The sequence below is a fragment of the Streptomyces sp. NPDC003038 genome, from assembly GCF_040611115.1.
Classification (GTDB): Bacteria; Actinomycetota; Actinomycetes; order Streptomycetales; family Streptomycetaceae; genus Streptomyces.
In genome coordinates this window covers 150,848-175,105 of sequence record NZ_JBEXNN010000011.1, presented here as the reverse complement: position 1 = coordinate 175,105, position 24,258 = coordinate 150,848, and the positions used below count along the sequence as shown (strand labels likewise).

19 protein-coding genes are annotated in these 24,258 nt (G+C 71.7%); 8 read left to right on the top strand and 11 right to left on the bottom strand.

Annotated features, from left to right (window positions below; genetic code table 11):
• Window positions 1–53: 53 nt before the first annotated feature.
• Window positions 54–1,451: an N-acetylmuramoyl-L-alanine amidase gene (locus ABZX75_RS16795; RefSeq protein ID WP_355410980.1), complete on the bottom strand. Its 1,398-nt coding sequence runs from the start codon at window positions 1,449–1,451 to the stop codon at window positions 54–56.
• A 150-nt stretch (window positions 1,452–1,601) separates the two neighbouring features.
• Between ABZX75_RS16795 and ABZX75_RS16790 the strand changes: the two genes are divergently transcribed.
• The 4 genes from ABZX75_RS16790 (at window position 1,602) to ABZX75_RS16775 (ending at window position 7,519) form a co-directional block, all read left to right on the top strand.
• Window positions 1,602–2,351 carry a TIGR03089 family protein gene (locus ABZX75_RS16790; RefSeq protein WP_355410978.1) on the top strand — a complete coding sequence of 250 codons (750 nt, stop codon included), beginning with the start codon at window positions 1,602–1,604 and terminating at the stop codon, window positions 2,349–2,351.
• 193 nt (window positions 2,352–2,544) lie between these two features.
• A complete protein-coding gene (locus tag ABZX75_RS16785; protein ID WP_355410976.1) occupies window positions 2,545–3,762 on the top strand; it encodes an LCP family protein in 1,218 nt (405 codons plus the stop codon).
• 224 nt (window positions 3,763–3,986) lie between these two features.
• On the top strand, window positions 3,987–5,738 hold the full coding sequence (locus ABZX75_RS16780) for an LCP family protein (protein WP_355410974.1): 1,752 nt from the start codon (window positions 3,987–3,989) through the stop codon (window positions 5,736–5,738).
• Between the two features lie 65 nt (window positions 5,739–5,803).
• Window positions 5,804–7,519, top strand: coding sequence for an LCP family protein (locus tag ABZX75_RS16775; RefSeq protein ID WP_355410972.1), 1,716 nt, complete (start codon window positions 5,804–5,806; stop codon window positions 7,517–7,519).
• A 69-nt stretch (window positions 7,520–7,588) separates the two neighbouring features.
• On the opposite strand, the gene ABZX75_RS16770 is transcribed toward ABZX75_RS16775, so the two are convergent.
• The gene (locus ABZX75_RS16770; protein ID WP_355410970.1) at window positions 7,589–8,614 is read right to left on the bottom strand and encodes a glycosyltransferase family 2 protein; all 1,026 of its coding nucleotides are present in this window, start codon (window positions 8,612–8,614) and stop codon (window positions 7,589–7,591) included.
• A 309-nt stretch (window positions 8,615–8,923) separates the two neighbouring features.
• On the opposite strand from ABZX75_RS16770, the gene ABZX75_RS16765 reads away from it, so the two are divergent.
• The gene (locus tag ABZX75_RS16765; RefSeq protein ID WP_355411063.1) at window positions 8,924–10,279 is read left to right on the top strand and encodes an LCP family protein; all 1,356 of its coding nucleotides are present in this window, start codon (window positions 8,924–8,926) and stop codon (window positions 10,277–10,279) included.
• A gap of 12 nt (window positions 10,280–10,291) precedes the next feature.
• Here ABZX75_RS16765 and ABZX75_RS16760 read toward each other — a convergent pair whose 3' ends face one another.
• Window positions 10,292–10,828 (bottom strand): acyl-CoA thioesterase, encoded by a 537-nt coding sequence (locus ABZX75_RS16760; protein WP_355410968.1) that lies wholly within the window; start codon window positions 10,826–10,828, stop codon window positions 10,292–10,294.
• Between the two features lie 105 nt (window positions 10,829–10,933).
• On the opposite strand from ABZX75_RS16760, the gene ABZX75_RS16755 reads away from it, so the two are divergent.
• Window positions 10,934–12,259 carry an LCP family protein gene (locus ABZX75_RS16755; RefSeq protein WP_355410966.1) on the top strand — a complete coding sequence of 442 codons (1,326 nt, stop codon included), beginning with the start codon at window positions 10,934–10,936 and terminating at the stop codon, window positions 12,257–12,259.
• A 116-nt stretch (window positions 12,260–12,375) separates the two neighbouring features.
• On the opposite strand, the gene ABZX75_RS16750 is transcribed toward ABZX75_RS16755, so the two are convergent.
• Window positions 12,376–13,458, bottom strand: a complete 1,083-nt coding sequence (locus ABZX75_RS16750; RefSeq protein ID WP_355410964.1) for an NDP-sugar synthase — start codon at window positions 13,456–13,458, stop codon at window positions 12,376–12,378.
• Between the two features lie 109 nt (window positions 13,459–13,567).
• Complete coding sequence (locus ABZX75_RS16745; protein ID WP_355410962.1) at window positions 13,568–14,725, bottom strand: acyl-CoA dehydrogenase family protein; 1,158 nt, start codon at window positions 14,723–14,725, stop codon at window positions 13,568–13,570.
• 196 nt (window positions 14,726–14,921) lie between these two features.
• Here ABZX75_RS16745 and ABZX75_RS16740 point away from each other — a divergent pair, with 196 nt between their 5' ends.
• Window positions 14,922–16,265 (top strand): UDP-glucose/GDP-mannose dehydrogenase family protein, encoded by a 1,344-nt coding sequence (locus ABZX75_RS16740; RefSeq protein ID WP_355410960.1) that lies wholly within the window; start codon window positions 14,922–14,924, stop codon window positions 16,263–16,265.
• Between the two features lie 99 nt (window positions 16,266–16,364).
• Here ABZX75_RS16740 and ABZX75_RS16735 read toward each other — a convergent pair whose 3' ends face one another.
• The 4 genes from ABZX75_RS16735 to ABZX75_RS16720 all read right to left on the bottom strand — a co-directional run bounded on the left by ABZX75_RS16735 (window position 16,365) and on the right by ABZX75_RS16720 (window position 20,993).
• Window positions 16,365–17,444 carry a membrane dipeptidase gene (locus ABZX75_RS16735; RefSeq protein ID WP_355410958.1) on the bottom strand — a complete coding sequence of 360 codons (1,080 nt, stop codon included), beginning with the start codon at window positions 17,442–17,444 and terminating at the stop codon, window positions 16,365–16,367.
• Between the two features lie 599 nt (window positions 17,445–18,043).
• Entirely contained in the window at window positions 18,044–19,210 is a 1,167-nt protein-coding gene (locus tag ABZX75_RS16730) for a dipeptidase (protein ID WP_355411061.1), read from the bottom strand.
• Window positions 19,211–19,290: 80 nt separating this feature from the next.
• Window positions 19,291–19,857, bottom strand: coding sequence for a 5-(carboxyamino)imidazole ribonucleotide mutase (purE, locus tag ABZX75_RS16725; RefSeq protein WP_355410956.1), 567 nt, complete (start codon window positions 19,855–19,857; stop codon window positions 19,291–19,293).
• Window positions 19,854–20,993: a 5-(carboxyamino)imidazole ribonucleotide synthase gene (locus ABZX75_RS16720; RefSeq protein ID WP_355410954.1), complete on the bottom strand. Its 1,140-nt coding sequence runs from the start codon at window positions 20,991–20,993 to the stop codon at window positions 19,854–19,856. The genes purE and ABZX75_RS16720 overlap by 4 nt, the downstream gene beginning before the upstream one ends.
• A 250-nt stretch (window positions 20,994–21,243) precedes the next feature.
• Between ABZX75_RS16720 and ABZX75_RS16715 the strand changes: the two genes are divergently transcribed.
• On the top strand, window positions 21,244–21,828 hold the full coding sequence (locus tag ABZX75_RS16715; RefSeq protein WP_355410952.1) for a GtrA family protein: 585 nt from the start codon (window positions 21,244–21,246) through the stop codon (window positions 21,826–21,828).
• Window positions 21,829–21,833: 5 nt separating this feature from the next.
• Here ABZX75_RS16715 and ABZX75_RS16710 read toward each other — a convergent pair whose 3' ends face one another.
• Both ABZX75_RS16710 and ABZX75_RS16705 read right to left on the bottom strand, forming a co-directional pair.
• Window positions 21,834–23,102, bottom strand: a complete 1,269-nt coding sequence (locus ABZX75_RS16710; RefSeq protein ID WP_355410950.1) for an ATP-binding protein — start codon at window positions 23,100–23,102, stop codon at window positions 21,834–21,836.
• A gap of 10 nt (window positions 23,103–23,112) precedes the next feature.
• The gene (locus ABZX75_RS16705) at window positions 23,113–23,790 is read right to left on the bottom strand and encodes a response regulator transcription factor (protein WP_355410948.1); all 678 of its coding nucleotides are present in this window, start codon (window positions 23,788–23,790) and stop codon (window positions 23,113–23,115) included.
• Window positions 23,791–24,258 lie beyond the last annotated feature (468 nt).

Below are 24,258 nucleotides of genomic sequence, written 5' to 3'. Positions count from 1 at the left end.
GGGACGGGCCCGGCCGGCGGGGGCCGGGGCGGAGGCCCGAGCCCCGCCGGGGGCTACGGGCGGCCCTGGAGTTTGGCCGAGGAGGTGCGGGCGGAGGGGAGCTTGCCGTACAGGTGCCTGCCCGGGCATTCCGTGGCGAAGCCGTCGCGGTGGCCCGAGATGACGTTCAGCCTGACGTTCCTGCCCTTGGCGTACAGGTTGCCGCCGGCCGACTTCAGGGTCGTCTTCGCGCGGGGGTTCGCGCCGAAGAGGCCGAGCTTCCAGGCCGTGAGGCGGGCGACCGCGTCGACCGCCGCCTTCGGGGGCGCCGTGGACGAGTAGGAGCCGAGGACGGCGATGCCCATGCTGTCCGAGTTGAAGCCCATGGTGTGCGCGCCGAGCACCGCCTTGCCGACTCCGCCCGCGCGGCCCTCGTACACGGTGCCGCACTTGTCGACCGCGAAGTTGTAGCCGAGGTCGCGCCAGCCGCTGCTGACCACGTGGTAGCGGTACAGGCTGCGCAGCAGCGCCGGGGCCTGCTTGCAGGTGTAGTTGTTGCCCGAGGCGCTGTGGTGGACGAAGGCCGCCTTGACGGTCTTGGTGTAGACGAAGCCCTTCTCGCGCAGTGACTCGTCCGCGCCCCAGCCCTTGCGGGTGACGATCCGGGGGCGCGGCCCGATGTACGGGCGGGCCGCCGCGGTCAGGGCGCCGTCGCTCGCGAAGACCGCGTCGGCGGTGGAGTCGGCCTTGTTGAGGGCGGAGATCTCCGCCGCGCCGAGCTGCGCGTGCGGCAGGTTCGCCGCGGAGGCCTCGGCCGTCTCCAGGCTCATGCCGGGCGGGCCCGCCACCGCTTCGCCCGTGTCGTCGTCCACGGGTGTGCCGTTCTTGCCGTCCAGCACCGCGACGGGCTGTTCCTCGCCCGGGTCGACGAGCTCGATCCGCATGCCCGTGGGCAGCCGGCCCGGCGCCCGGGTCGCGGCCCGGGCGGACGGTTCGGCCTGGACGCGGACCTCCACTCCGTCCGACTCGCCCACCCACAGCGGGGCGGTGGCGCCGCGGACCCGGCCGGAGACGCGTTCCGCCGCGTCGGGGTCGGCGGCGTGCTCGCTGTTGTGGGTTTCGAGGTCCTGCCAGTCGGACCAGGCCGCGGTCAGCTTGGAGCGGGTGCGGACCTGGACGTGGCCGACGAGTTCGGTGCTCGCGTCGTCCCAGACGACGCCGACGAGCGAGAACGTCCTGACCTCACGTGCGGCCAGGCCCTGCGTCTCGGGGAGGCGGGGCGAGGCACTCATCCCGGGCACGCCGGGGGTCCGGTCGGCCGATGGTCCCAGGGGGACGAGTGGCAGCGACTGGGTGGACCCGGCGGGGGTCACGGGGGCGGTCTCGGCCTGGGCCGGAGTAGTGAGCGCGAGCGGCAGGGCCAGTGCGGCAGCCGTCGCGACGCCGATCGAGGAAGCAAGGAATCCACGCATGAAAAGGATGGTGGGTACCGGCACCACGCGGCGCCATCCGAGAACTGACGCTCCGTTCGCCTGCCCCCGTCCGTCCCTCCCCCGTACGGAGGAGCCCGGGGCCGCCGTACGGGGGACGGGGCCGGTACGGGCCCGCGTAACCTGGGCCGCGTGAACGCCACTGACCGCACCCCTGCCGACCTGCTGCGATCCGCGCTCGCCGCCGATCCGGGCCGCCCGCTCGTCACCTTCTACGACGACGCCACGGGCGAGCGCGTCGAATTGTCCGTCGCCACCTTCGCCAATTGGGTGGCGAAGACCGCCAATCTGCTCCAGGGCGATCTTGGCGCCGAACCGGGCGACCGGCTCGCGCTGATGCTTCCCGCGCACTGGCAGAGCGCCGTCTGGCTGCTCGCCTGCGCCTCGGTCGGGGTCGTCGCCGAGGTGGGGGGCGATCCGGCCGACGCGGATCTCGTCGTCAGCGGGCCGGACTCGCTGGAGGAGGCCCGCGCCTGTTCCGGGGAGCGGGTGGCGCTGGCGCTGCGGCCGCTCGGCGGGCGGTTCCCGCAGCCGCCGGCCGGGTTCGCGGACTACGCCGTGGAGGTGCCGGGGCAGGGCGACCGGTTCGCCCCCTTCGTTCCGGTGGACCCGGAGGGCCCCGGGCTGGTCGTGGGCGGCGAGGAGCTCTCGTACGCGGCACTCACCGGCCGCGCCCGCGAGGACGCGGCCGGGCTGGGCCTCGGCGAGGGCTCGCGGGTGCTGACCGGACGCGGCTACGACACCTGGGACGGCCTCTCGGCCGGTCTCTACGCCCCGCTGGCCGCCGGCGGCTCCGTGGTGCTGTGCCGGAACCTGGACCTGCTGTCCGGGCAGGCGCTGGCCCAGCGGGTCGAGAGCGAGCGCGTCACCCACACCGTCTGACCGCTCCGTCACCCACACCGTCTGACCGCTCCGTCACCCGCACCGCTCAATCGCGGGAACGGGCGATTTGTCACCCGCATGGCCCTAGACACGCCCCTGCCCCCGGGCCGCCGCAGCCGCCCGGGGGCAGGATCGGCAGTGGCCGTACCCACCCGTACGGCCGGTTGCCGGAGCGGCGAGGGGCGGAACCCGAGTGACCGACAGCGCAGGCATACCGGGCGCCACCGATGCGGCCGGAGGCACCCCGAAGCCTCCGCGACACCGCAGGCGCCGACTGCTGCGCCGCACCGGCCTCGGCATGGCCCTGCTGGCCCTGGCCGGGGCATCCACCGGCTGGTGGGTCTACAACAAGCTCGACGGGAACATCACCACGGACACCTCCGCGGCGGCCGAGCTGGAGCGCTACGAACGGGAGCGCCCGACGCACTCGGCGCGCGGCGCGCAGAACATCCTGCTGATCGGCTCTGACTCGCGCTCCGGCAGGGAGAACGCCCGGTACGGACAGGACCGGGGCACCCAGCGCTCGGACACCGCGATCCTGCTGCACCTGCCGGCCAACCGGCGAAGTGCGACCGCGGTATCGCTACCCCGGGATCTGATGGTGGAGATCCCGAGCTGTCTCAAGGCGGACGGGAGCCGCACCACTGATCAGTTCGCGCAGTTCAACTGGGCGTTCCAGTGGGGCGGGGCCGCCTGCACGATCCGTACGGTGGAGAAGCTCACGCGGATCCGTGTCGACCACCACATGGTGGTGGACTTCGTCGGGTTCAAGAAGATGATCGACTCCATCGGCGGGGTGGAGGTCTGCCTCAAGCGGCCGGTGAACGACTCCGAGGCCAAGCTGAAGCTGCCCGCGGGGCGGCAGACGCTGAGGGGCGAGCAGGCGCTCGGCTTCGTCCGGGCCCGTTACAGCCTGGGCAACGGCAGCGACACCGAACGGATGGAGCGCCAGCAGCAGTTCCTGGGTTCGCTCGTCAAGAAGGTGCAGAGCAACGGGGTTCTGCTCAATCCGACGCGGCTGTACCCGCTCCTGGACGCGGCGACGTCCTCGGTGACCACGGACCCCGGACTGGCCTCGTTGCGCGGACTGTATGAACTCGTACGGGGCGTAAGGCACATACCGACCGACCAGGTCAAGTTCCTGACGGTGCCCCGCCGGCCGTATGCGGCCAACCCGAACCGGGACGAGCTGGTGGAGCCGGCCGCCGACCGGCTCTTCCGCCAGTTGAGGCTGGACCAGCCGGTGACGGTGGCCCCGCCGCGGCCCGAGGCCGAAGCGGAGGCCCCGGAGGGCACCGAGTCCCCCGGCACCGACACGGAGGCGCGGCGGCAGGGCAAGGGAACCGGCGAGGGGCCCACACCCGCCCCCACCTTTACCGGAACCACGGCGGGCACCGCCGACTGCCGGTAAAGCAATCCCAAAAGCAGGTGACCGAACTGAGTGGGATGAGTAGTTCGCCCCGTTATAAGGGCAGTGGAATTTGTCACCAGCATGGTTTGCAGCTGAACTAGGCGGATAAGGTGAGCGACCCGGTGCCCTGGCCAGCCAAGAGGCCGTGCACCAGCAGCCGGATCGTTGACCGTGCGCCCGGGGGAGGCGCGTCGCGAGGCACCCGACGGAGGATTCGAGCAACCGTGGATGCGCAAAGCCGTGGGCGGGCCGACGAGATCGACCCCGCAGACCAGTGGGTGCTCAATCCCCGCACCGGCCACTACGAACTGCGACTGGACCACTCCGCTGCGCAGTCGCCGCAGCCGTCGGTCACTCCGCCGCGCAGACCGACTTCGACGCGCACCACCCCCAGCGCCCCCACCACCCCCGGCGCCCCCTCGCCGGCGGTGCCGAAGCCGCGGCGCGGCGACGGCCCCCCCGGTGGCAGGCGCGGTGGCCGCTCCCGTAAGGCCGCCGGCGGGCGCCGCAAGAAGACCCTGGTCATCGTCGGCGGGACGCTGGCGTTCCTGCTGGTCGGCGGCTCGGTGGGCGCGTACCTCTACTACGACCACCTGAACGGCAACCTCAACGTCACCGACGTCGGGGGAGCGGGCACGGGCGGTTTCAAGAAGGACCAGGCCATCAACATCCTGGTCATCGGCACGGACAAGCGCACCGGCGCGGGCAATGAGAAGTACGGGGACAAGGACAGCGCCGGCCACGCCGACACCACGATCCTCTTCCACGTCGCCAAGGACCGGACGAACGCGACCGCGCTGTCCATCCCCCGCGACCTGATCGCCAACATCCCGGCGTGCCCGACGAAGCAGCCGGACGGTTCGACGAAGACGATCGCCCCCACCAAGGGCACCCGCTTCAACAACAGCCTGGGTCAGGAGGGCCGCGACGCGGGCTGCACCATGCGCACGGTCAAGGAGCTCACCGGGATCGAGGTCGACCACTTCATGATGGCCGACTTCAACGCCGTCAAGACGCTGAGCACGGCGGTCGGCGGAGTACCGGTGTGTCTGGAGAAGGCCGTGAACGACAAGGACGGCTCGCAGCTGAACCTGCCCGCGGGCGAACACCGGTTGCAGGGCGAGGAGGCCCTCGCCTTCGTCCGCACCCGGCACGGCTTCGGCAACAACAGCGACCTCGACCGGATCCGGATCCAGCAGCAGTTCCTGGGTTCGATGATGCGCGAGATGAAGTCGAAGGAGACGCTGACCAGTCCAAAGAAGTTCCTCTCGCTCGCGGAGGCGGCCACGAAGTCGCTGAGCGTGGACACGGGGATAGGGTCCATCGCCAAACTCACCGATCTGGCGGGTGAGTTGAAGAACATCGACATGAAGAACATCACCTTCACCACCCTGCCCGTGCTCGACAATCCGGCCGAGCCGGAGCACAAGAAGGCGACCGTCGTCGTCAACACGGCTCTGGCCGAGCCGCTGCTCCAGATGATCCGGGGGGACGTCTCGCTCACGGAGGTCGAGCAGAAGGAGCAGGCCGCGAAGGAGGCGGCCGACGCGGAGGCCAAGAGCAAGCAGGACGCGCTGCTCCAGGGCAACCGCGCGCCCGCCGCGGACGTACGGGTGAACGTCTACAACGGCGGTGGCCCCGCGGGCTCCGCGTCCACCACCCTGAACTGGCTCCAGAACACCAAGGGTGTACCGAGGGCCAGCAACCTCGGCAACGCCCCCGCGAAGGTCTCCGCCACACAGCTGGAGTACGCGCCCAACCAGGCCGACCAGGCGCGGGCTCTGGCGGACCTGATGGGCCTCCCGGCCACCGCGATGAAGATGGGGACGGCGGACGCCGCGGCGAAGACCCCGATGAAGCTGACGCTGGGCGCCGACTTCAAGGAGCCGGGGGCCCCGCTGTCGGCGCCCGCGCCGCAGGCACTGCCCGAGGACGTGCAGCGGGTCGAGGCCGACAAGGCGATCTGCGCCAAGTGACCGGCCGGCCATAGACGGTGGGCCGGCGCACAACAACGACACATGGGAATTTCATGGGGGGACGCGTGAGGCACAGCAGCGTGCGAGGGGAGGGGGCGGCCGCCCGGCCCGCCGGTGGCATACCCGGCGGCGGCGCGGGCGGGCCCGGCACGGTGCCCCCACAGCGGGGCGGCGGCTCCGGACCGGGCCGCCGGGCCACCGGCGGCCGTCCGACCCGGCGGGGCCGGCGGCGCGTACTGCGCTGGGTGTCCTCCGTACTGTCCCTGCTCATACTCGGGACGGCGGCGGCCGGCTATCTCTACTACCGCCATCTGAACGGCAGCATCCAAACGGACGCGCTGAACCTGGGCGAGAACAAACTGGGCGGTTCCAAGGCCAACGCCTTCGGGCAGACACCGCTGAACATCCTGCTCATCGGCTCCGACGCCCGCAACGACGCGGAGAACCAGGCGCTGGGCGGGGCCTCGGACACCTTCGACGGGCCGCCTCTCGCGGACGTGCAGATGCTGCTGCACCTGTCCGCGGACCGCAGCAACATGTCCGTGGTGTCGATGCCGCGCGACACGATGCTGACGATGCCCAAGTGCACCGAGCCGAACGGCAAGGTGCACCCGGCCAGCAAGGGGCTCGTCCAGACGAACGAGTCCCTGAGCCGCGGCGGACCGGGCTGCACGGTCGCCGCCTGGCAGGAGCTGACCAAGATCCCCATCGATCACTTCATGATGATCGACTTCAAGGGCGTGGTCTCGATGGCCGACGCCATCGGCGGCGTCCCCGTCTGCGTCGAGCAGAACGTGCACTCCCTCACCCGCGACGGCAAGGGCTCCGGCCTGAAGCTGCCGGCGGGCGAGAGCGTCATCCAGGGCGAGACGGCCCTGCAGTGGCTGCGCACCCGCTACGGCTTCGAGGACGGCACCGACATCGGCCGCACCCACGCCCAGCACCAGTACATGAACTCGATGGCCCGCGAGTTCCGCAAGAACGCGAAGCTCACCAACCCGGTGAAGCTGAACAGCCTGGCGCAGGCGGCCATCGAGGCCATGGTCGTGGACACCGGCCTGAACAAGATCGACAAGCTGTACGACCTCAGCATGGAACTCAAGAAGGTCCCGCCCGGCCGGATCACCATGACCACCATGCCGTGGGTCTACAGCACGCGGCCGGGCATGGACGGACGGGTCGAGCCGAAGGCGGACGAGGCCGAGGCCCTGTTCCGGATGGTCCGGGAGGACGTCGCGCTCGACGGCAAGGGTTCCGAGACCCCCACGGGCACCGCCTCACCGCCGGCTGCTTCCGCCTCGCCGCCGGCCGCCTCCGGCACCCCGGCTCCGCCGGTCCAGCAGCCGACCGTCGCCCCGGCCGCGCCGCCCGCGAAGATCGCGGTCACCGTCCGCAACGCCACCGGCGGCAAGGACGGCGCCCAGGGCAAGGTCAAGGGGCGGGCGAGCGAGGTCGCCACTCAGCTGATCGGCAAGGGCTTCACCCGCGCCACCGCCGACACCCTGACCGGGGGCGAGGACACCACGGTGATCCGCTTCGCCGGCGCGGACCGGGCGGGCGACGCCGCCGCCGTGGCCGCCGCGCTCGGTCTGCCTCTCTCCTCGGTCCAGATGTCCGACGAGGTCTCGGGGATCGTCCTGTTCGTGGGCAAGGACTGGCGGACCGGCGACGCGCCGACCCCGCCGCCGCCCGTCCCCACCAAGGCCCCGGATTCCGCCCGCGCCCTCAACGGTGACGACGACAAGGCGTGCATGAAGATCCAGCCCGGCTTCACCTGGTAGCGCCGTACGCGCGGGGGCCCGGCGGCGGCTGTGTGGTTCACAGCCGCCGCCGGGCCCCTTTCGTACGTCTCAGACCTGCGAGGCGTCCCGGTCGACCGCCGGGCGGCGGCTCGCGATGACCTTGTCCGCGAGCGAGCGCGGGCTGGTGAGGAAACCGAATCCCCAGCACATGTGCATGGTGGCGAGGGCCACCGGGATCCGCATCCGGGCCTTGAGCGAGAGGCCCTTGCCCGCGGGAACGGAGCCCGCGGTGATCGCGGCGAGGTAGCCGGCCGGGGCGGCGAAGCCCCACGGGGTGACGGCCGCGCCCACGACCAGACCGGCCGCGATCAGGCACACGGCGGCCGGCGGGGAGAGGTAGCGCAGGTTGATCGAGCCCGAGTGGTAGCGGGCCACCACGTGCCGCCACCGCCCGTAGTCCTTGTACTGCTTGGCCAGCGCCCGTACGGAGGGCCGCGGGCGGTACTGGACCCGCAGCTCCGGCGAGAACCAGATCAGGCCGCCGGCCTCGCGGATGCGGAAGTTGAGCTCCCAGTCCTGGGCCCGGATGAACTCCTCGTTGTAGCCGCCCGCCCGCTCCAGCGCCTCACGGCGGAAGACCCCGAGGTACACGGTCTCGGCCGGTCCCGCCCTGCCGCCGGTGTGGAAGGCCGCGTTGCCGACGCCGATCTTCGAGGTCATCGCGGCGGCGACGGCCTCTTCCCAGGCGTTCTCGCCCTCGGCGTGCATGAGGCCGCCGACGTTCTGCGCACCGGTCTCGTCCAGGAGGCGGACCGCGGTGGCGATGTAGTCCGGCGAGAGCATGCCGTGGCCGTCGACGCGTACCACGATCGGGTGGCGCGAGGCCTTGATGGCGGCGTTGAGGGCGGCCGGGGTGCGGCCGGAGGGGTTCGGGACGGTGTGGACGCGGGGGTCCTCGGCGATGAGCTCGGCGGCGATCTCGTCGGTGCGGTCCGTGGACGGCCCGAGTGCGATCACCACCTCCATCTCGCCCGCGTACTCCTGTTCCAGGATGTGGCGGACGGAGTGGCGGAGGTGGCGCTCCTCGTTGAGCACCGGCATGATCACCGAGACTGCGGGCTGCTGGGCGGGCATGTGGTCCTTCAAGGTCGGGTATCGGTGTCACGTTACCGCGTACGGGGGAACCGGGTGCGCGCCGAGCGAGCGGTAAGGACAGAGGCTGATCGTATGGGCCTACTGTTCTGACGAATCAGGCCGAATCTTGCGACCGTTCCCCTGTTGTCCCCCGCGGAGGTGTCCCCCGTGCCCCAGCCGCACCGTCCCACCCGTCCCGCCAGGCCGCCCCGGCCGCAGCGCGCGCGGCGGGGCCGCGGCAGCGGCGGTCCGGCGCGGCGGCGGGAGGAGCGGCCCCGGTGGGGAGTACGGATCGCGGCCGGCCTGGCGGTGGTGGTACTGGGCTCCGGCGCCATCGGGCACGCCGTGATGACCGGCCTGGACACCGGGATCGAGCGGGTCGACCCCTTCAAGGACATGAAGAACCGCCCGCAGGCCGGGCACGGCCTGAACGTCCTGCTCGTCGGCACCGACGGCCGGGACCGGATCAGCCCGGAGGAGAAGCGCGAGTACCGCCTGGGCGGGGCGCCCTGCCACTGCACCGACACGATCATGCTGGTGCACCTGTCGGCGGACAGGAAACGGGCGAGCGTGATCAGCCTGCCCCGCGACAGCTACGCCGAGGTGCCCGCGCACCGGGACCAGGTCACCGGAAAGGCCCACAAGGCCCACCCCGTGCGGCTGAACGCGGCGTACGCGGAGGGCGGCCCCAACCTGACCGTTCGGACCGTCGAGAACATGACCCGGGTGAAGATCGACCACTACCTGGAGGTCGACTTCACCAGCTTCATGAAGACGGTCGACGCGATGGGCGGCGTGGACATCTGCACCGCCAAGACCATGCGCGACAGGAACACCGGCCTCGAACTGCTGCCCGGCACCCACCGGCTCACCGGCGGACAGGCCTTGCAGTACGTGCGCTCGCGCCACGTCGACGGAGCGTCAGACCTCGGCCGGATGCAGCGTCAGCAGCGGTTCCTCGCCGCCCTGATCGAGCAGGCGACCAGCAGCGGAGTACTCCTCAACCCGGTGAAGTTCAAGCAGGTCAGCTCCACCCTGCTCGGCTCGGTCCGGGCCGACAGGGGCTTCGGCTCGGAACAGATGATCGCGCTCGGGCAGGCGATGCGGGACTTCACACCGTCCTCCTCGGAATTCGCCTCGGTGCCGATCGGCAGTCCCTCGCACCCGGTCAAGGGCATCGGCTCCACCGTGAAATGGGACGAGCCGAAGGCCGCCAAGCTGTTCCAGGCGCTGCGCGACGACCAGCCGCTGTCCCCGGTCCGGCAGCCGGGGCCGGCCGGCCGGCCGGTGGCGGTGCCGGTGGACGTTCCGCCGCAGCAGATCCGGGTCCAGGTGGAGAACGGGACCCGGATCGACGGGCTGGGCGGGCGGGTCGACGCGGCGCTGCGCGCCACCGGCTTCGACACCACCCGGGCCCCCGGCAACGGCGCCAGCCGCGAGATCAAGCGCACGGTGGTGACGTACGACCCGCGCTGGGACCGCTCGGCCCGCACGGTGTCGGCCGCGCTGCCGGGCAGCGTGCTGCGCGCGGTGGCGGGCCGGGGACGGACGGTGCTGGTGACGGCGGGATCGGACTACCGCAAGGTGGTGCCGGTGCGGGCGCAGGACCCGCACCAGAGCGAGTTCGGGGTGGTCACCGGCGACCAGGTGATCTGCGGCAAGTAGCCGCGGGCGAGGTCAGCCGTCGAAGCCCTGGGCCGACCGCTCCTCGCGCAGCGCCATGATCGCCTGGCGGCGGGCGAGCCGGTGGGTGCGGCGGATCTGGGCCTCCTGGTAGCGCCGCTCGTCGCGCTCGGTCTCCGGGAGGACGGGCGGGACCCGGCGGGGCTTGCCCTCGGCGTCGACCGCCGCGAAGACGAGGTAGGCGGTGCCGACCTGCATGGCGGGGGTGGACTCGTTCCACCGCTCCGCGAGGACCCGTACGCCGATCTCCATGGAGGAGCGGCCGGTCCAGTTGCACTGGGCCTTCACGTGGACGAGGTCTCCCACGCGTACGGGCGCGAGGAAGGCCATCTCGTCCATGGAGGCGGTGACCGCCGGGCCGCCGGAGTGGCGGCCGGCCACGGCACCGGCCGCGTCGTCCACCAGTTTCATGATCACGCCACCGTGGACGGTGCCGAGGAGGTTGGTGTCGTTGGCGGTCATGATGTGGCTGAGGGTGGTCCGGGAGGCCGAGGTCGGCTTCCCGGGCAGTTCGCCCCGTATCTCTGTCATACAGACACCTTAGGGCCGTAATAGAGGCATCAGCTCTGCAACAGCACCGGTACGGATCCGCCCCCGGGCTGTCGGACGCCACGCCCGGCCAGGCATCCTTGGCGCATGAATGACTGGCCAGCAGGGTGGGACGGCGAACGCGACGACCGCGGTCGCCGCGACGACGGGTACGGGCGGGGCAGCGGGCAGGCGCAGCCCGAGGGCGCGCAGCGGATGCGGCACGTCCAGCGGCAGCGGCCGCAGCGGCCGGCGCAGCCGGTGGTCCCGCCGCCCGCGCGCCCCCCGGCGGGCCCGCCCGCCTACGGCGTGCCGCCGCAGCAGTCGCAGAGCCACGACACCTACGGCGGCTACGACAGCGGCTACAACACCGGCCAGGTCTACGGCGGACCCGCCGGCGGCCCGCCGCTGCCGCCGTCGGGGCCCGACCGCCCCGGGCGCGCGCCCGGGCCCGCACCGGACTGGCGCCGGCGGATCAAGGTCGGCTCGATCGTGCTGGTCTCCGCGCTGCTGGTGACCACGGTCGCCACCTACTTCTGGGCCGACTCCAACGTGCGCCGCGAGGTCGACCTCTCCAAGGTCATCGAGCGCCCGAAGGAGGGCGACTGCACGACGTACCTCATCGTGGGCTCCGACAGTCGCGAGGGCATGTCCGCCGAGGAGAAGAAGAAGCTCCACACGGGCTCGGCCGACGGCAAGCGGACCGACTCGATGATGATCCTGGCCAAGTGTTCCAGCGGAAACACGATGATCTCGCTGCCGCGCGACTCGGACGTGGAGATCCCGTCCTTCGTCGGCTCGCAGTCGGGCAAGAAGTTCCCCGCGCAGGGCCGGCGGGTCAAGCTCAACGCGGCGTACGCGGAGGACGGCCCGGAGCTGCTGGTGCGGACGGTGGAGCACAACACCGGTCTGCGCATCGACCACTACGCGGAGATCGGCTTCGCCGGCTTCGCGAACATCGTGGACGCGCTGGGCGGGGTGGAGCTGGACATCGAGAAGGCCTTCAAGGACGAGAAATCGGGCGCCGATTTCCAGGCCGGCCGCCAGACGCTGAACGGCGAGCAGTCGCTGGCCTACGTCCGGACCCGGTACGCCTTCGCGGAGTCGGACCTCCAACGGACGAAGAACCAGCAGAAGTTCCTCTCGGCGCTGGCCAACCAGGCGGCCACGCCGTCCACCATCATCAACCCGTTCACGCTGTATCCGACGCTGGGTGCGGGGCTGGACACGCTGATCGTGGACAAGGACATGTCCTTGTGGGACATGGGGCAGATGTTCTTCGCGATGAAGGGCATCAGCGGCGGTGACGGAGTCTCGATGAACATTCCGATCTCCGGCCAGCGCGGCGGCAACCTCGTCTGGGACAAGGCGAAGGTGCAGCAGCTGGTGAAGCAGATCCAGAACGACGAGAAGGTCACCGTTCGCGGCGAGTGAGCGCGGGGGCGCGGGGGCGCGTACTTCCGCGCCCCGGGCCCGGGACCCGGCGTACGGACGTACGGACGTACGTGATCAGGGCCCGAGCCGCGCAAACCCGCGATGAGGCGCCGTGATCAGGCGTCCGGGGAGAAGCGGATGGCGGCGGCGGGCAGCTGTGCTCCGCACCACACCCGCGCACCCGTGCGGAGTTCGTTGTCGGCCCCTACGACGGCATCGTCGCCGATGACGGCTCCTTCCAGCACGGTCCGCGCACCCACCGAGGCACGGGCGCCGATCAGGCTGGCGCTCAGCTGTGCGTCCGGGCCGATGACCGCGCCGTCCAGCACGATGCAGCCCTGGACGACCGCTCCCGCTTCGATCCGGGCTCCGGCGCCCACGACGGTGCCCCCCGACAGCTTGGCCCCGGCCGCCACATGGGCGCCGGGCAGCACCAGGGACTCCCCGCGCCGTCCGGGGACGGCCGGGGAGGAGACGACGCCCCGGACGAGGTCGGCGGAGGCCTGGACGATGGACTCGGGCTTGCCGAGGTCCAGCCAGTACGTGTTCTCGGTGACGCCGTGCAGCGTGGCACCGGAGGCGAGCAGACCGGGGAAGGTCTCGCGTTCCACGGAGACCGGGCGGCCGGCCGGGATGGAGTCGATCACACTGCGGCGGAAGACGTAGCAGCCGGCGTTGATCTGGTCGGTGATGATCTCTTCGGGGGTCTGCGGCTTCTCGGTGAAGGCCAGCACCCGCCCTGCGGAGTCGGTGGGAACCAGGCCGAAGGCGCGCGGGTCGTCGACCCGCACCAGGTGCAGGGAGACGTCGGCGTCGGCCGCCTTGTGCGACTCGACGAGACCGGCGATGTCCAGGCCGGTGAGGATGTCGCCGTTGAAGACGAGGACGGAGGAGTCCGGTCCGCCGGTCAGGCGCCGGGCGGCGTTGCGGATGGCGCCGCCGGTGCCCAGGGGCTCGTCCTCCACGACGTACTCAAGGGTGACGCCGAAGTCGGATCCGTCACCGAAGTAGGGCTCGAAGACCTCGGCGAGGTAGCAGGTGGCCATCACGATGTGCGTGACACCGGCGGCGGCGGCCCTGGCTATCTGGTGGGCGAGGAACGGAACGCCGGCCGTGGGAACCATCGGCTTGGGCGTGTTCACCGTCACGGGACGCAACCTCGTCCCTTGTCCGCCGACCAGCAGGATCGCTTCCGTCATTGCGTTCTCCCCAACCGATTCCGGCGTACGAAGGTCCAAATTTAGCCCATGCGGGGGGCATGCCAAGGCCGGAGGCGGCTGATCGATCCGCCTCCGGCCCGGGCGTCGCTTACGGCAGGTTGCGGGCCATGACGATCCGCTGGACCTGGTTCGTGCCTTCGTAGATCTGCGTGATCTTGGCGTCGCGCATCATGCGCTCCACCGGGTAGTCACGGGTGTAGCCGTAGCCGCCGAGGAGTTGGACGGCGTCCGTGGTGACCTCCATGGCCACGTCGGAGGCGAAGCACTTGGCCGCGGCGCCGAAGAACGTGAGGTCCGCATCGACCCGTTCGGACTTCGCCGCCGCCGCGTACGTCAGCTGGCGGGCGGCCTCGATCTTCATGGCCATGTCCGCGAGCATGAACTGCACGCCCTGGAAGTCGCCGATCGGCTTGCCGAACTGCTTGCGCTCCTGGACGTAGCCCTTGGCGTAGTCCAGGGCGCCCTGCGCGATGCCGAGGGCCTGGGCGGCGATCGTGATGCGGGTGTGGTCGAGGGTCTTCATCGCGGTGGCGAATCCGGTGCCCTCGGCGCCGATCATGCGGTCGGCGGGGATCCGTACGTTGTCGAGGTAGACCTCGCGCGTCGGGGAGCCCTTGATGCCGAGCTTCTTCTCCGGGGCGCCGAAGGAGACGCCCTCGTCGCCCTTCTCGACGACGAAGGCGCTGATGCCCTTGGAGCGCTTCGAAGGGTCGGTGACGGCCATGACGGTGTAGTACTCGGAGACGCCCGCGTTGGTGATCCAGCGCTTGACGCCGTTGAGGACCCAGAAGTCCCCGTCGCGCACGGCGCGGGTCTTCATGCCCGCGGCGTCGGAGCCCGCGTCCGGCTCGGAGAGCGCGTACGAGAACATCGCGTCGCCCTTGGCGAGGGGGCCCAGGTACTTGGCCTTGAGCTCCTCGGAGCCGGAGAGGATCACCGGGAGCGAGCCGAGCTTGTTGACGGCCGGGATGAGGGAGGAGGAGGCGCAGACGCGGGCCACCTCCTCGATCACGATCACGGTGGCGAGGGCGTCGGCGCCGGCGCCGCCGTAGGTCTCGGGTACGTGCACGGCGTGCAGGTCGCTGGCGACCAGGGCGTCGAGGGCCTCCTGCGGGAAGCGGGACTCCTCGTCGACCGCGGCCGCGAACGGCAGGATCTTCGCCTCGGCGAGCGAGCGGACGGACTCGCGGAGCATGTCGTGCTCCTCGGCCGGGCGGTACAGGTCGAAGTCGGCAGAACCCGCCAAGATCTCTCACTCCCCAGGGTGATGCGTGATGCTAACTACCGTTAAGTAACCGAAGCCTAGTGTCTGACGTCCCGGCAGCGATATGTACGGCGTACGTGAGCTGCGTGACAGCAGGGGTGCCTGCTGGTGAGCGTCCCCCCTGACGGCGGCGACTATGCTCGGTGCCGCAATCGGCCCGCACCCCTCTGGAGCACGCATGGCCCCCCTCAAGATCACTGTGATCGGCACCGGATACCTCGGCGCGACCCACGCTGCGGCGATGGCGGAGCTGGGGTTCGAGGTGCTGGGCCTGGATGTCGTGCCGGAGAAGATCGAGATGCTGGCGGCGGGCCGGGTCCCGATGTACGAGCCCGGCCTGGAGGAACTGCTGGCGACGCACGTGGCCGGACTGCCCGGCTCGTCGGGACGGCTGCGGTTCACGACCTCGTGGGAGGAGGTCGGCGCCTTCGGCGACGTCCACTTCGTCTGCGTGAACACCCCGCAGAAGCGCGGCGAGTACGCCTGCGACATGAGTTACGTCGATTCCGCGATCAGCTCGCTGGCCCCGCACCTGACGCGGCCGGTGCTGGTCGTCGGCAAGTCGACGGTACCGGTGGGTTCGGCGGAGCGGCTGGCGGCGAAGCTCGTGGAGCTGTCCCCGGCGGGCGAGGACGTGGAGCTGGCCTGGAACCCGGAGTTCCTGCGGGAGGGCTTCGCGGTCCAGGACACCCTGCACCCGGACCGGATCGTGATCGGCGTGCAGGGCGAACGCGGCGAGAAGCTGCTGCGAGAGGTGTACGAGGCGCCGATGTCGGAGGGGACGCCGCTGGTGGTCACCGACTTCCCGACGGCCGAACTGGTGAAGACCGCCGCCAATTCCTTCCTCGCCACCAAGATCTCCTTCATCAACGCGATGGCGGAGGTGTGCGAGGCCGCCGGGGGCGACGTGGTCAAGCTGGCGGAGGCCATCGGCTACGACGAGCGGATCGGCTCGAAGTTCCTGCGGGCCGGGATCGGCTTCGGCGGCGGCTGCCTGCCCAAGGACATCCGGGCGTTCATGGCGCGCGCCGGTGAGCTCGGCGCGGACCAGGCGCTGACCTTCCTGCGGGAGGTCGACTCGATCAACATGCGCCGCCGCGGGCACATGGTCGAACTCGCCCGGGAAGCGGTGGGCGGGTCCTTCCTCGGAAAGCGGGTCGCCGTGCTGGGCGCGACCTTCAAGCCCGACTCGGACGACGTCCGCGACTCGCCCGCGCTGAACGTGGCCGGGCAGATCCACCTCCAGGGCGGCCAGGTCACCGTCTACGACCCCAAGGGCATGGACAACGCCCGCCGCGTCTTCCCCACCCTCGGCTACGCGGACTCCGCACTGGAGGCCGCCCAGGGCGCGGAGGTCGTCCTGCACCTCACCGAGTGGCGCGAGTTCCGCGACCTCGACCCGGTGGAGCTCGCCGAGGTCGTCACCGACCGCCTCGTCCTCGACGGCCGCAACGCCCTTGACGTCGACCGCTGGCGCGCGGCGGGCTGGACCTACCGCGCGATGGGCCGCCCCCGCGCCTAGCCCTCGCCGGGCGGGGGAACGCGTACGGCCACGCCCCGTCGCCCGGAGGCCCGGACCCCCGACGGACGGCAGGCGGCGCGGAGCGGTGTGAGGGGCGCGTCAGGGGGTGGTGCGGTGGTGTTGGGCGGCGCGGGAGGTGAACTCCGCGTCCCGCAGGACGCGTTGGGCGTTGCCCCAGGTCAGCAGGGCCAGGTCCGCCTCCGGCCAGCCTCGCTCCAGCAGCTCCGCGAGCAGCCTCGGATAGCCCGAGGCGTCGGTCAGGCCGGCCGGGCGGGGGGTGCCCGACTCGGCGCCGAAGGCGGCTCCGAGCCCGACGCTCCGCGGGCCCGCGACCGCCCGTACGTGGTCCACGTGGTCCGCCACCGCGTGCAGGGAGTCCCCGGTCCGCGCGGTGTCGAAGGTGACCATGGCCAGGCCGTTCCCCGCGCCCAGCGCCCGCAGGACCTCGTCGGCCACGTTCCCCGGATGCGGGTTCAGCGCCGCCGCGCCCGTGTTCGAGATGAGCACCGGCGCCTTCGAGGCTCCCACGAGCTGACAGGCCGCCTCCGGCGAGCAGCCGGTGAGGTCCAGCAGCATCGCCAGCCGGTTCATCTCCCGGACCACCTCGTGGCCGAAGACCGTCAGGCCGTCCCGCGCCCAGGGTGCTCCGGCGGGCGCGAGGAGCCGTACGCCCAGCGCGTGGAAGGCGCGCAGCGCGCCCAGCGAGCCGGTCAGCGTACGACCCGGCACGGGGCCGAGGAACGAGGCGATCCGGCCGCGGTTGCGGGCGTCCGCCATGTCGTCGGCGCTCAGCGCGAGGCGCAGGCTGTCGGGATAGCGGCGCACCAGGGCCAGTGCCGCGTCGATCTGTTCGAGGGTGTCGGAGACGACCTGGTCCGCGGACCCGGACTCGCTCGGGGGCAGCAGCGACCAGAACTGGGCCCCCACTCCCCCGGCGCGCAGCCGCGGGAAGTCGGTGTCGACACCGGTGTCCGGGGTGTCGATGTCGTGGTAGGGGCTCTGGCGCAGGGTCCAGACCAGGGTGTTGCACCCGTCCGCGACGGGGTGCTCGGACAGCAGGGCGGTGACCCGGTCGAGGGCGCCGGCCGACACCGCGGCGGGAACGTCTTCGGCTCCGAGGGATCCGGGGCCGACGGGGACGTGGCCCGTGTCGGGTCGTTCATCCTGCAGGTCGGCCATGGGATTCGCTCCGGTCTCGGCGGCAGCAGGGAGGGACGGTGCCACCGTGACATGTGGGACGCCCGGGTCGCCCGGCAGATGTGGCGTTCGGGTGGTACCCGACAGGTCAAGGCCAAGGTCACGCCCCTTCGCCCGCACCGGCGACGGGAGGCGCGGGTCGCCGAGCGGCCGCGCGCACCCGTCCGGGTCGCACCCGCCGACCGGCCCTGTAGGCCACGTCCCGCAGGCCGGGAAGCCCAACGCCCCGCAGGGCGGAAAGCCCGGGGCCCGGCAGGCCCGGGCCCTGCGGGCCGGGGACCGGGGAGGAGGCCGGCAACCGCCGACCGGTAGGCCCATAGGCCGCACCCCGCAGACCAGCCGGCCCGACGCCCGGCAGGCCGGGGCACCCCGTCAGCCAGGGGGGCCGGGGAGGCTGGCGCGCCCGCCGACCGATACGCCTATAGACCGCGTCCCGCAGCGCGGAAAGCCCGGGGCCCGGCGGGGCGGGAAGCCAGCACCCGCAGGGCGACCGGCCCGACGCCCGGCCGGGAGGCGGGAAGCTGGCGCCCGGCAGGGTCGGCGGGCGCCGGGTCTGCCGGGTCCAACCGCAGCCCCCGGGGCTACAGCACCGCGTTCGACGGGCCGCGGGACGCCGAGAGGTCCCGCGACACCGCTTCCGCGTCGCGCAGCGCCCGTACCGCGTTGGTCCAGCTCAGCTTGGCCAGCTCGGCCCGCGACCAGCCGCGCGTCAGTAGCTCGGCGATGAGGTTCGGGTAGCCCGCCACGTCGTCCAGCCCGGCCGGGGTGAAGGCCGTGCCGTCGTAGTCCCCGCCGATGCCGATGTGGTCGATCCCGGCCACCTCACGCATGTGGTCGAGGTGGTCGGCGACCGTGGCGGCGGTGGCCACCGGGCGCGGGTGCTCCGCCTCGAAGGCCCGGTGCAGGGCCATCGCCTCGGGCGTGGTGTCCAGGTGGTGCAGGCCGTGCGCCCGCAGGTTCTCGTCGGCGGCCAGGGTCCAGTCGACCGCCGCCGGGAGGATGAACTTCGGGACGAAGGTGGCCATCGCCACTCCGCCGTTGGCCGCCAGCAGCTCCAGCACGTCGTCCGGGATGTTGCGCGGGTGGTCGCATACGGCCCGCGCGGAGGAGTGCGAGAAGATCACCGGCGCGGCGGACGCCGCGATCGCGTCCCGCATCGTCGTCGCGGCGACGTGCGAGAGGTCCACCAGCATGCCGACGCGGTTCATCTCGCGGACGACCTCGCGGCCGAAGTCCGTCAGGCCGCCGTGGCGCGGCTCGTCGGTCGCCGAATCCGCCCAGTCGATCGTGTCGTTGTGCGTGAGCGTCATGTACCGGACGCCGAGCCGGTACAGGGCGCGCAGGGTGGCGAGCGAGTTGTTGATGGAGTGGCCGCCCTCGGCGCCCATCAGCGAGGCGATCCGGCCGTCGGCGCGGGCGGCCTCCATGTCGTCCGCGGTCAGCGCCCGTACCAGGTCGCCCGGATAGCGGTCGATCAGCTGGCCGACCGCGTCCATCTGCTCCAGGGTGGCGCTGACCGCGTCGTCGCCGGTCAGCTCGGTGCTCACGTACACCGACCAGAACTGCGCGCCGACCCCGCCGGCGCGCAGCCGGGGGATGTCGGTGTGCAGGTACGCCGACTGGTCGCCGGCGATGTCCCGCTGGTCGAGGTCGTAGCGGACCTGCTTGCGCAGCGCCCAGGGCAGGTCGTTGTGGCCGTCCACGACGGGGTGCTCGGCCAGCAGCTCTCGTGCCTCGGCCAGGCGCAGCCGGGCGGCTCCGGTGACCCCGGTGGCTTCGCCGCCCCCGGCGGCCCCGCCGCCCCCGGTGGCTTCGCCGCCCCCCGCGCTCACTTGCCGAATCCGAAGGTCTCCGTGCCCGCGACCTTCGCCCGCAGCCGCTTGCCCTTCTCGGTGGCCTGGTCGTTCAGCTCCTGCTGGAACTCCCGCACCCGGCCGAGCAGCTCCGCGTCGTGGGCGGCCAGCATGCGTACGGCCAGCAGCCCCGCGTTGCGCGCCCCGGCGACCGAGACGGTGGCGACGGGAACCCCCGCGGGCATCTGGACGATCGACAGCAGCGAGTCCATGCCGTCGAGGTAGCGCAGCGGCACCGGCACGCCGATGACCGGCAGCGGGGTGACCGACGCGAGCATGCCGGGCAGGTGGGCGGCCCCGCCCGCGCCCGCGATGATCGCCTTCAGGCCGCGCTCGGCGGCCTGCTCCCCGTACGCGATCATCTCGCGCGGCATCCGGTGCGCGGAGACGACGTCGACCTCGTAGGGGATCTCGAACTCGTCCAGGGCCTGGGCGGCGGCCTCCATGACCGGCCAGTCCGAGTCCGAGCCCATGACGATGCCGATGACGGGATCTGTGGGACCTGTGGCACCGGTGGGACCTGCGGGAGAGGTGATGCTCATGCGGTGATCGTTCCTCTGAGGTAGCCGGCAGCGTGACGTGCGCGCTCCAGCACATCGTCCAGGTCGTCGCCGTAGGTGTTGACGTGGCCGACCTTGCGGCCGGGTTTCACGTCCTTGCCGTACATGTGGATCTTCAGCTGCGGGTCGTGGGCCATGCAGTGCAGGTACGCCGCGTACATGTCGGGGTAGTCCCCGCCCAGCACGTTCGCCATGACCGTCCAGCGGGCGCGGGGGCGCGGGTCGCCCAGCGGGAGGTCCAGGACCGCCCGTACGTGGTTGGCGAACTGGGAGGTGACCGCGCCGTCCTGGGTCCAGTGGCCGCTGTTGTGCGGGCGCATCGCCAGCTCGTTGACCAGGATCCTGCCGTCGGTGGTCTCGAACAGCTCCACGGCCAGGTGGCCGGTCACGCCGAGCTCCTTGGCGATGCGCAGCGCGAGGGCCTGGGCCTCTCCCGCCAGGGCCTCCGAGAGGTTCGGTGCGGGGGCGATCACCGTGTCGCAGACCCCGTCCACCTGGATGGACTCGACGACGGGGTAGGCCACCGCCTGGCCGTGCGGGGAGCGGACGATGTTGGCCGCGAGCTCGCGGACGTACTCGACCTTCTCCTCCGCGAGGACCGGGACCCCCGCCTTGAAGGGGGCCTCCGCGTCCTCGGGAGTGCGGACGAACCACACTCCCTTGCCGTCGTACCCTCCGCGCACCGTCTTGAGGATGACGGGGAAGCCGCCCACCTCCTGCGCGAAGGCCGCCACGTCCGCCGGATCGCGCACGATCCGGTGGCGGGGGCTCGGCGCGCCGATCTCATCGAGCTTGGCGCGCATCACCCCCTTGTCCTGGGCGTGCACCAACGCGTCGGGCCCCGGGCGGACGGGGATGCCGTCCGCTTCCAGGGCCCGCAGGTGTTCGGTGGGTACGTGCTCGTGATCGAAGGTGATCACGTCGCAGCCGCGTGCGAAGGCACGCAGGGTCTCCAGATCGCGATAGTCGCCGATGACGACATCGCTCACGACCTGGGCCGCCGAGTCCTGTGGGGTGTCACTGAGGAGCTTGAATCTGATACCGAGGGGGATACCCGCCTCGTGGGTCATGCGGGCGAGCTGTCCGCCGCCGACCATGCCGACTACCGGGAACGTCACCCCTCCAGAGTATCCGCCGGTATTGCGCCATACGGACCTGGCCTGGCGCGGACCCGCCGGTGCGGCGGGCACGGGACGGGCGGGGGCGGGTGGGGGCCGGCTCGGGACGGGTCTGTGCCGTGTGTGTGCCGTGCGTCGCACGGGGAGCGAAGGCGCGGACGGAGCAACGGGGCGACACTTACCATGAAGAGGTTGACGAGAAATACCGGACGCCTCGTACGGGGCGGTGACCGACAGGGCTGACCATCTGATGAGCACGCCGCGGGACGGATCCGTCCTCGAACGCGTACGCGGTCTGGCGCGGGAGGTCGCCAAGTTCGGGGCTGTCGGCGGTCTGGGTGTGCTGGTCAACCTGGGTGTCTTCAACCTGATCCGCAGCACGACCGACCTCCAGGTGGTCCGTGCGAGCGTGATAGCCACCGTCGTGGCCATCGCCACGAACTACCTCGGCTTCCGCTACTTCACCTACCGGGACCGGGCCAAGAGCGGCCGCACCCGCGAGCTGACCCTCTTCGCCGCTTTCAGCGTGATCGGCCTCGTCATCGAGAACGGTGTGCTGTACACGGCCACCTACGGCTTCGGCTGGGACGGCCACCTCGCGACCAACGCCTTCAAGTTCCTCGGCATCGCCGTCGCCACCGTCTTCCGCTTCTGGTCCTACCGGACCTGGGTCTTCAAAGCCCTGCCCACGCCGGCCGCCCCGGCGCCGGCCCCGGTCCCCTTCACCGCGTCCGCCGCCGCGACGGCGCGCGAGCCACAGCGCAGGCCGCAGCCGGGGACCCGGCCGGAGCCGGAGCCCCAGCCCGAGCCGGAGCCCGCGCGCAACTGGGCCTAGCCTGGCTAGCGCACCGTCGTCCTCTCCGGATCCGAGCGTTCCGGCGCCGTGCGGCTGAGGAACAGCGCGAATACCGGCGGCTGCGCCTGGAGCAGTTCGAGGCGCCCGCCGTCCGCCTCCGCGAGGTCCCGGGCCACCGCCAGGCCGATCCCGGTGGAGTTGCGGCCGCTGATGGCCCGCTCGAAGATCCGGTTGCCGAGATCCGGCGGGACCCCCGGCCCCTCGTCCGTGACCTCCAGCACGGCCTGGTTCCCGATCACCCGGGTGCGCAGCGCCACCGTGCCGCCGCCGTGCATGAGCGCGTTCTCCACCAGGGTGGCCAGGACCTGCGAGACCGCGCCCGGGGTACCGACGGCCCGTACGCCCTGTTTGCCGGAGCGGACGATGGCACGGCCCGCGCTGCGGTAGGCCGGCCGCCACTCCTCCACCTGCTGTTTGACGATCTCGTCGAGGTCGAAGGGGACCGCCGAGCCCGTCCGCGGGTCCCGCGAGTTCGTCAGCAGCCGCTGCACGACGTCCGTGAGCCGCTCCACCTGGGTGAGGGCGATCGTCGCCTCTTCCCGTACGGTCTCCAGGTCCTCGGTGACCGTGATCTCCTCCAGCCGCATCGACAGGGCGGTGAGGGGGGTCCGCAGCTGGTGCGAGGCGTCCGCGGCCAGGCGCCGCTCGGCGGTCAGCATCCGGCCGATCCGCTCGGCGCTGGAGTCCAGTACGTCCGCGACGCGGTCCAGCTCGGGGACCCCGTACCGCTTGTGCCGGGGCCGTGGGTCGCCCGAGCCGAGCCGTTCCGCCGTCTCGGCGAGGTCGGTGAGCGGGGAGGCCAGCCGGTTGGCCTGGCGTACGGCGAGCAGCACGGCCGCCACGACGGCCAGCAGTGCCACCGCGCCGACCACGGCCAGGGTCCGTACGACCTCGTTCGTCACCGTGGCGCGGGACTCCTCGACGATCACGACCTCGCCGTGCTCGCCCTGCGCGATGCCCCGGATGACGCTGTCGTCGATCCGGTCGCCGATCTCCACGGGCGGCTGCCCCGGCACCGTGATCCGCGCGTACCGGCCGGCGTCCAGCTGTTCGGCGAGCGCGCCGGCGTCGATCGGCTCCTTCTGCAGGATGTTCGCCTCGACGAGGCCCACGAGCCACATCGCCTCGGACTCGATGCGGCCCTGGGCGCTGCTCGTGATGGTGCGGGTCTCCACGATGACCAGGGAGACGCCGAAGACGGCGATGACGACGAGCACCACGGCGAGCGTGGAGTTGATCAGGCGGCGGCGCATGCCTCAGGGCTCAGCTCTTCTCGAAGCGGAAGCCGACGCCTCGGACCGTGGCGATGTAACGGGGATTGGCGGCGTCGTCGCCCAGCTTCTTGCGCAGCCAGGAGATGTGCATGTCGAGGGTCTTCGTCGAGGACCACCAGGTGGTGTCCCAGACCTCGCGCATGAGCTGGTCGCGCGTGACGACCCGGCCCGCGTCCCGCACCAGGACCCGCAGCAGGTCGAACTCCTTGGCCGTGAGCTGGAGCTCCTCCTCGCCCATCCAGGCGCGGTGCGATTCGACGTCGATCCGCACGCCGTGGGTGGCGGGGGGCTGGCTCGCCTCGGTGGCGCCGCGCCGCAGCAGGGCCCGTACCCGGGCCAGCAGCTCGGCGAGCCGGAAGGGCTTGGTCACGTAGTCGTCCGCGCCGGCGTCCAGGCCGACGACCGTGTCGACCTCGTCCGCTCGGGCGGTGAGCACCAGGATCGGAAAACCGTGGCCCTCGGCGCGCAGTCGGCGGGCGACTTCCAGGCCGTCCATGCCCGGCAGGCCCAGGTCCAGGACGACGAGGTCGACGCCGCCCTGCAGTCCCGCGTTCAGGGCGGTGGGGCCGTCCTCCCGGACCTCGACCTCGTAACCCTCCCGGCGCAGAGCGCGGGCCAAAGGCTCCGAGATGGATGCGTCGTCCTCGGCGAGCAGTACACGCGTCATGTGGGTGATGGTAGTCCGCGGTGACGGTAAGGAGGGGCGTGCCTGGGGGCCCCTCTGGTTGTGGGCCGGGCACCTATTGACTGCCTTCGAATATGGTCGAACGGTTCCCGCCACACCTGTGATCCATATCTCAAGTCCTTCCATATGCCGCAGTGTCGTGTCGTATGGTGGCGAGACGCCTGATGCACTACCCAGGGGACCTTTGTGCCGAAAAGCGCGCCGAAGGTCTCTATTTCTGTCCTGACCGGACCGGGCAGTCTTGACGGACTGACCTGTCCGGGCTTGATGACAGTGAATGACCTGTGGGCCGGGCCCGTCTCGCGATGGTGCGTGACAGGCGTGGATCCCGGTGACGGCTGACCCTTCGCCTCCGGTACACCGGGGACGGGACCCCGGGGCGTGGGGTGGGACATCCGCCGCCGGTGCCGGCCACCCCCCACCGGGCGCTGATGAGCTCACGAAGCGAAG

What these genes read in the sequence shown, in the direction of transcription:
- ABZX75_RS16735 (WP_355410958.1), bottom strand. Translation starts at nt 17,444, where the DNA reads ATGGCCGACCTGCAGGATGAACGACCCGACACGGGCCACGTCCCCGTC.
- ABZX75_RS16760 (WP_355410968.1), bottom strand. Translation starts at nt 10,828, where the DNA reads ATGACAGAGATACGGGGCGAACTGCCCGGGAAGCCGACCTCGGCCTCC.
- ABZX75_RS16740 (WP_355410960.1), top strand. Translation starts at nt 14,922, where the DNA reads ATGGCCCCCCTCAAGATCACTGTGATCGGCACCGGATACCTCGGCGCG.
- ABZX75_RS16750 (WP_355410964.1), bottom strand. Translation starts at nt 13,458, where the DNA reads ATGACGGAAGCGATCCTGCTGGTCGGCGGACAAGGGACGAGGTTGCGT.
- ABZX75_RS16705 (WP_355410948.1), bottom strand. Translation starts at nt 23,790, where the DNA reads ATGACGCGTGTACTGCTCGCCGAGGACGACGCATCCATCTCGGAGCCT.
- ABZX75_RS16795 (WP_355410980.1), bottom strand. Translation starts at nt 1,451, where the DNA reads ATGCGTGGATTCCTTGCTTCCTCGATCGGCGTCGCGACGGCTGCCGCA.
- ABZX75_RS16710 (WP_355410950.1), bottom strand. Translation starts at nt 23,102, where the DNA reads ATGCGCCGCCGCCTGATCAACTCCACGCTCGCCGTGGTGCTCGTCGTC.
- ABZX75_RS16715 (WP_355410952.1), top strand. Translation starts at nt 21,244, where the DNA reads ATGAGCACGCCGCGGGACGGATCCGTCCTCGAACGCGTACGCGGTCTG.
- purE (WP_355410956.1), bottom strand. Translation starts at nt 19,857, where the DNA reads ATGAGCATCACCTCTCCCGCAGGTCCCACCGGTGCCACAGGTCCCACA.
- ABZX75_RS16755 (WP_355410966.1), top strand. Translation starts at nt 10,934, where the DNA reads ATGAATGACTGGCCAGCAGGGTGGGACGGCGAACGCGACGACCGCGGT.
- ABZX75_RS16770 (WP_355410970.1), bottom strand. Translation starts at nt 8,614, where the DNA reads ATGCCCGCCCAGCAGCCCGCAGTCTCGGTGATCATGCCGGTGCTCAAC.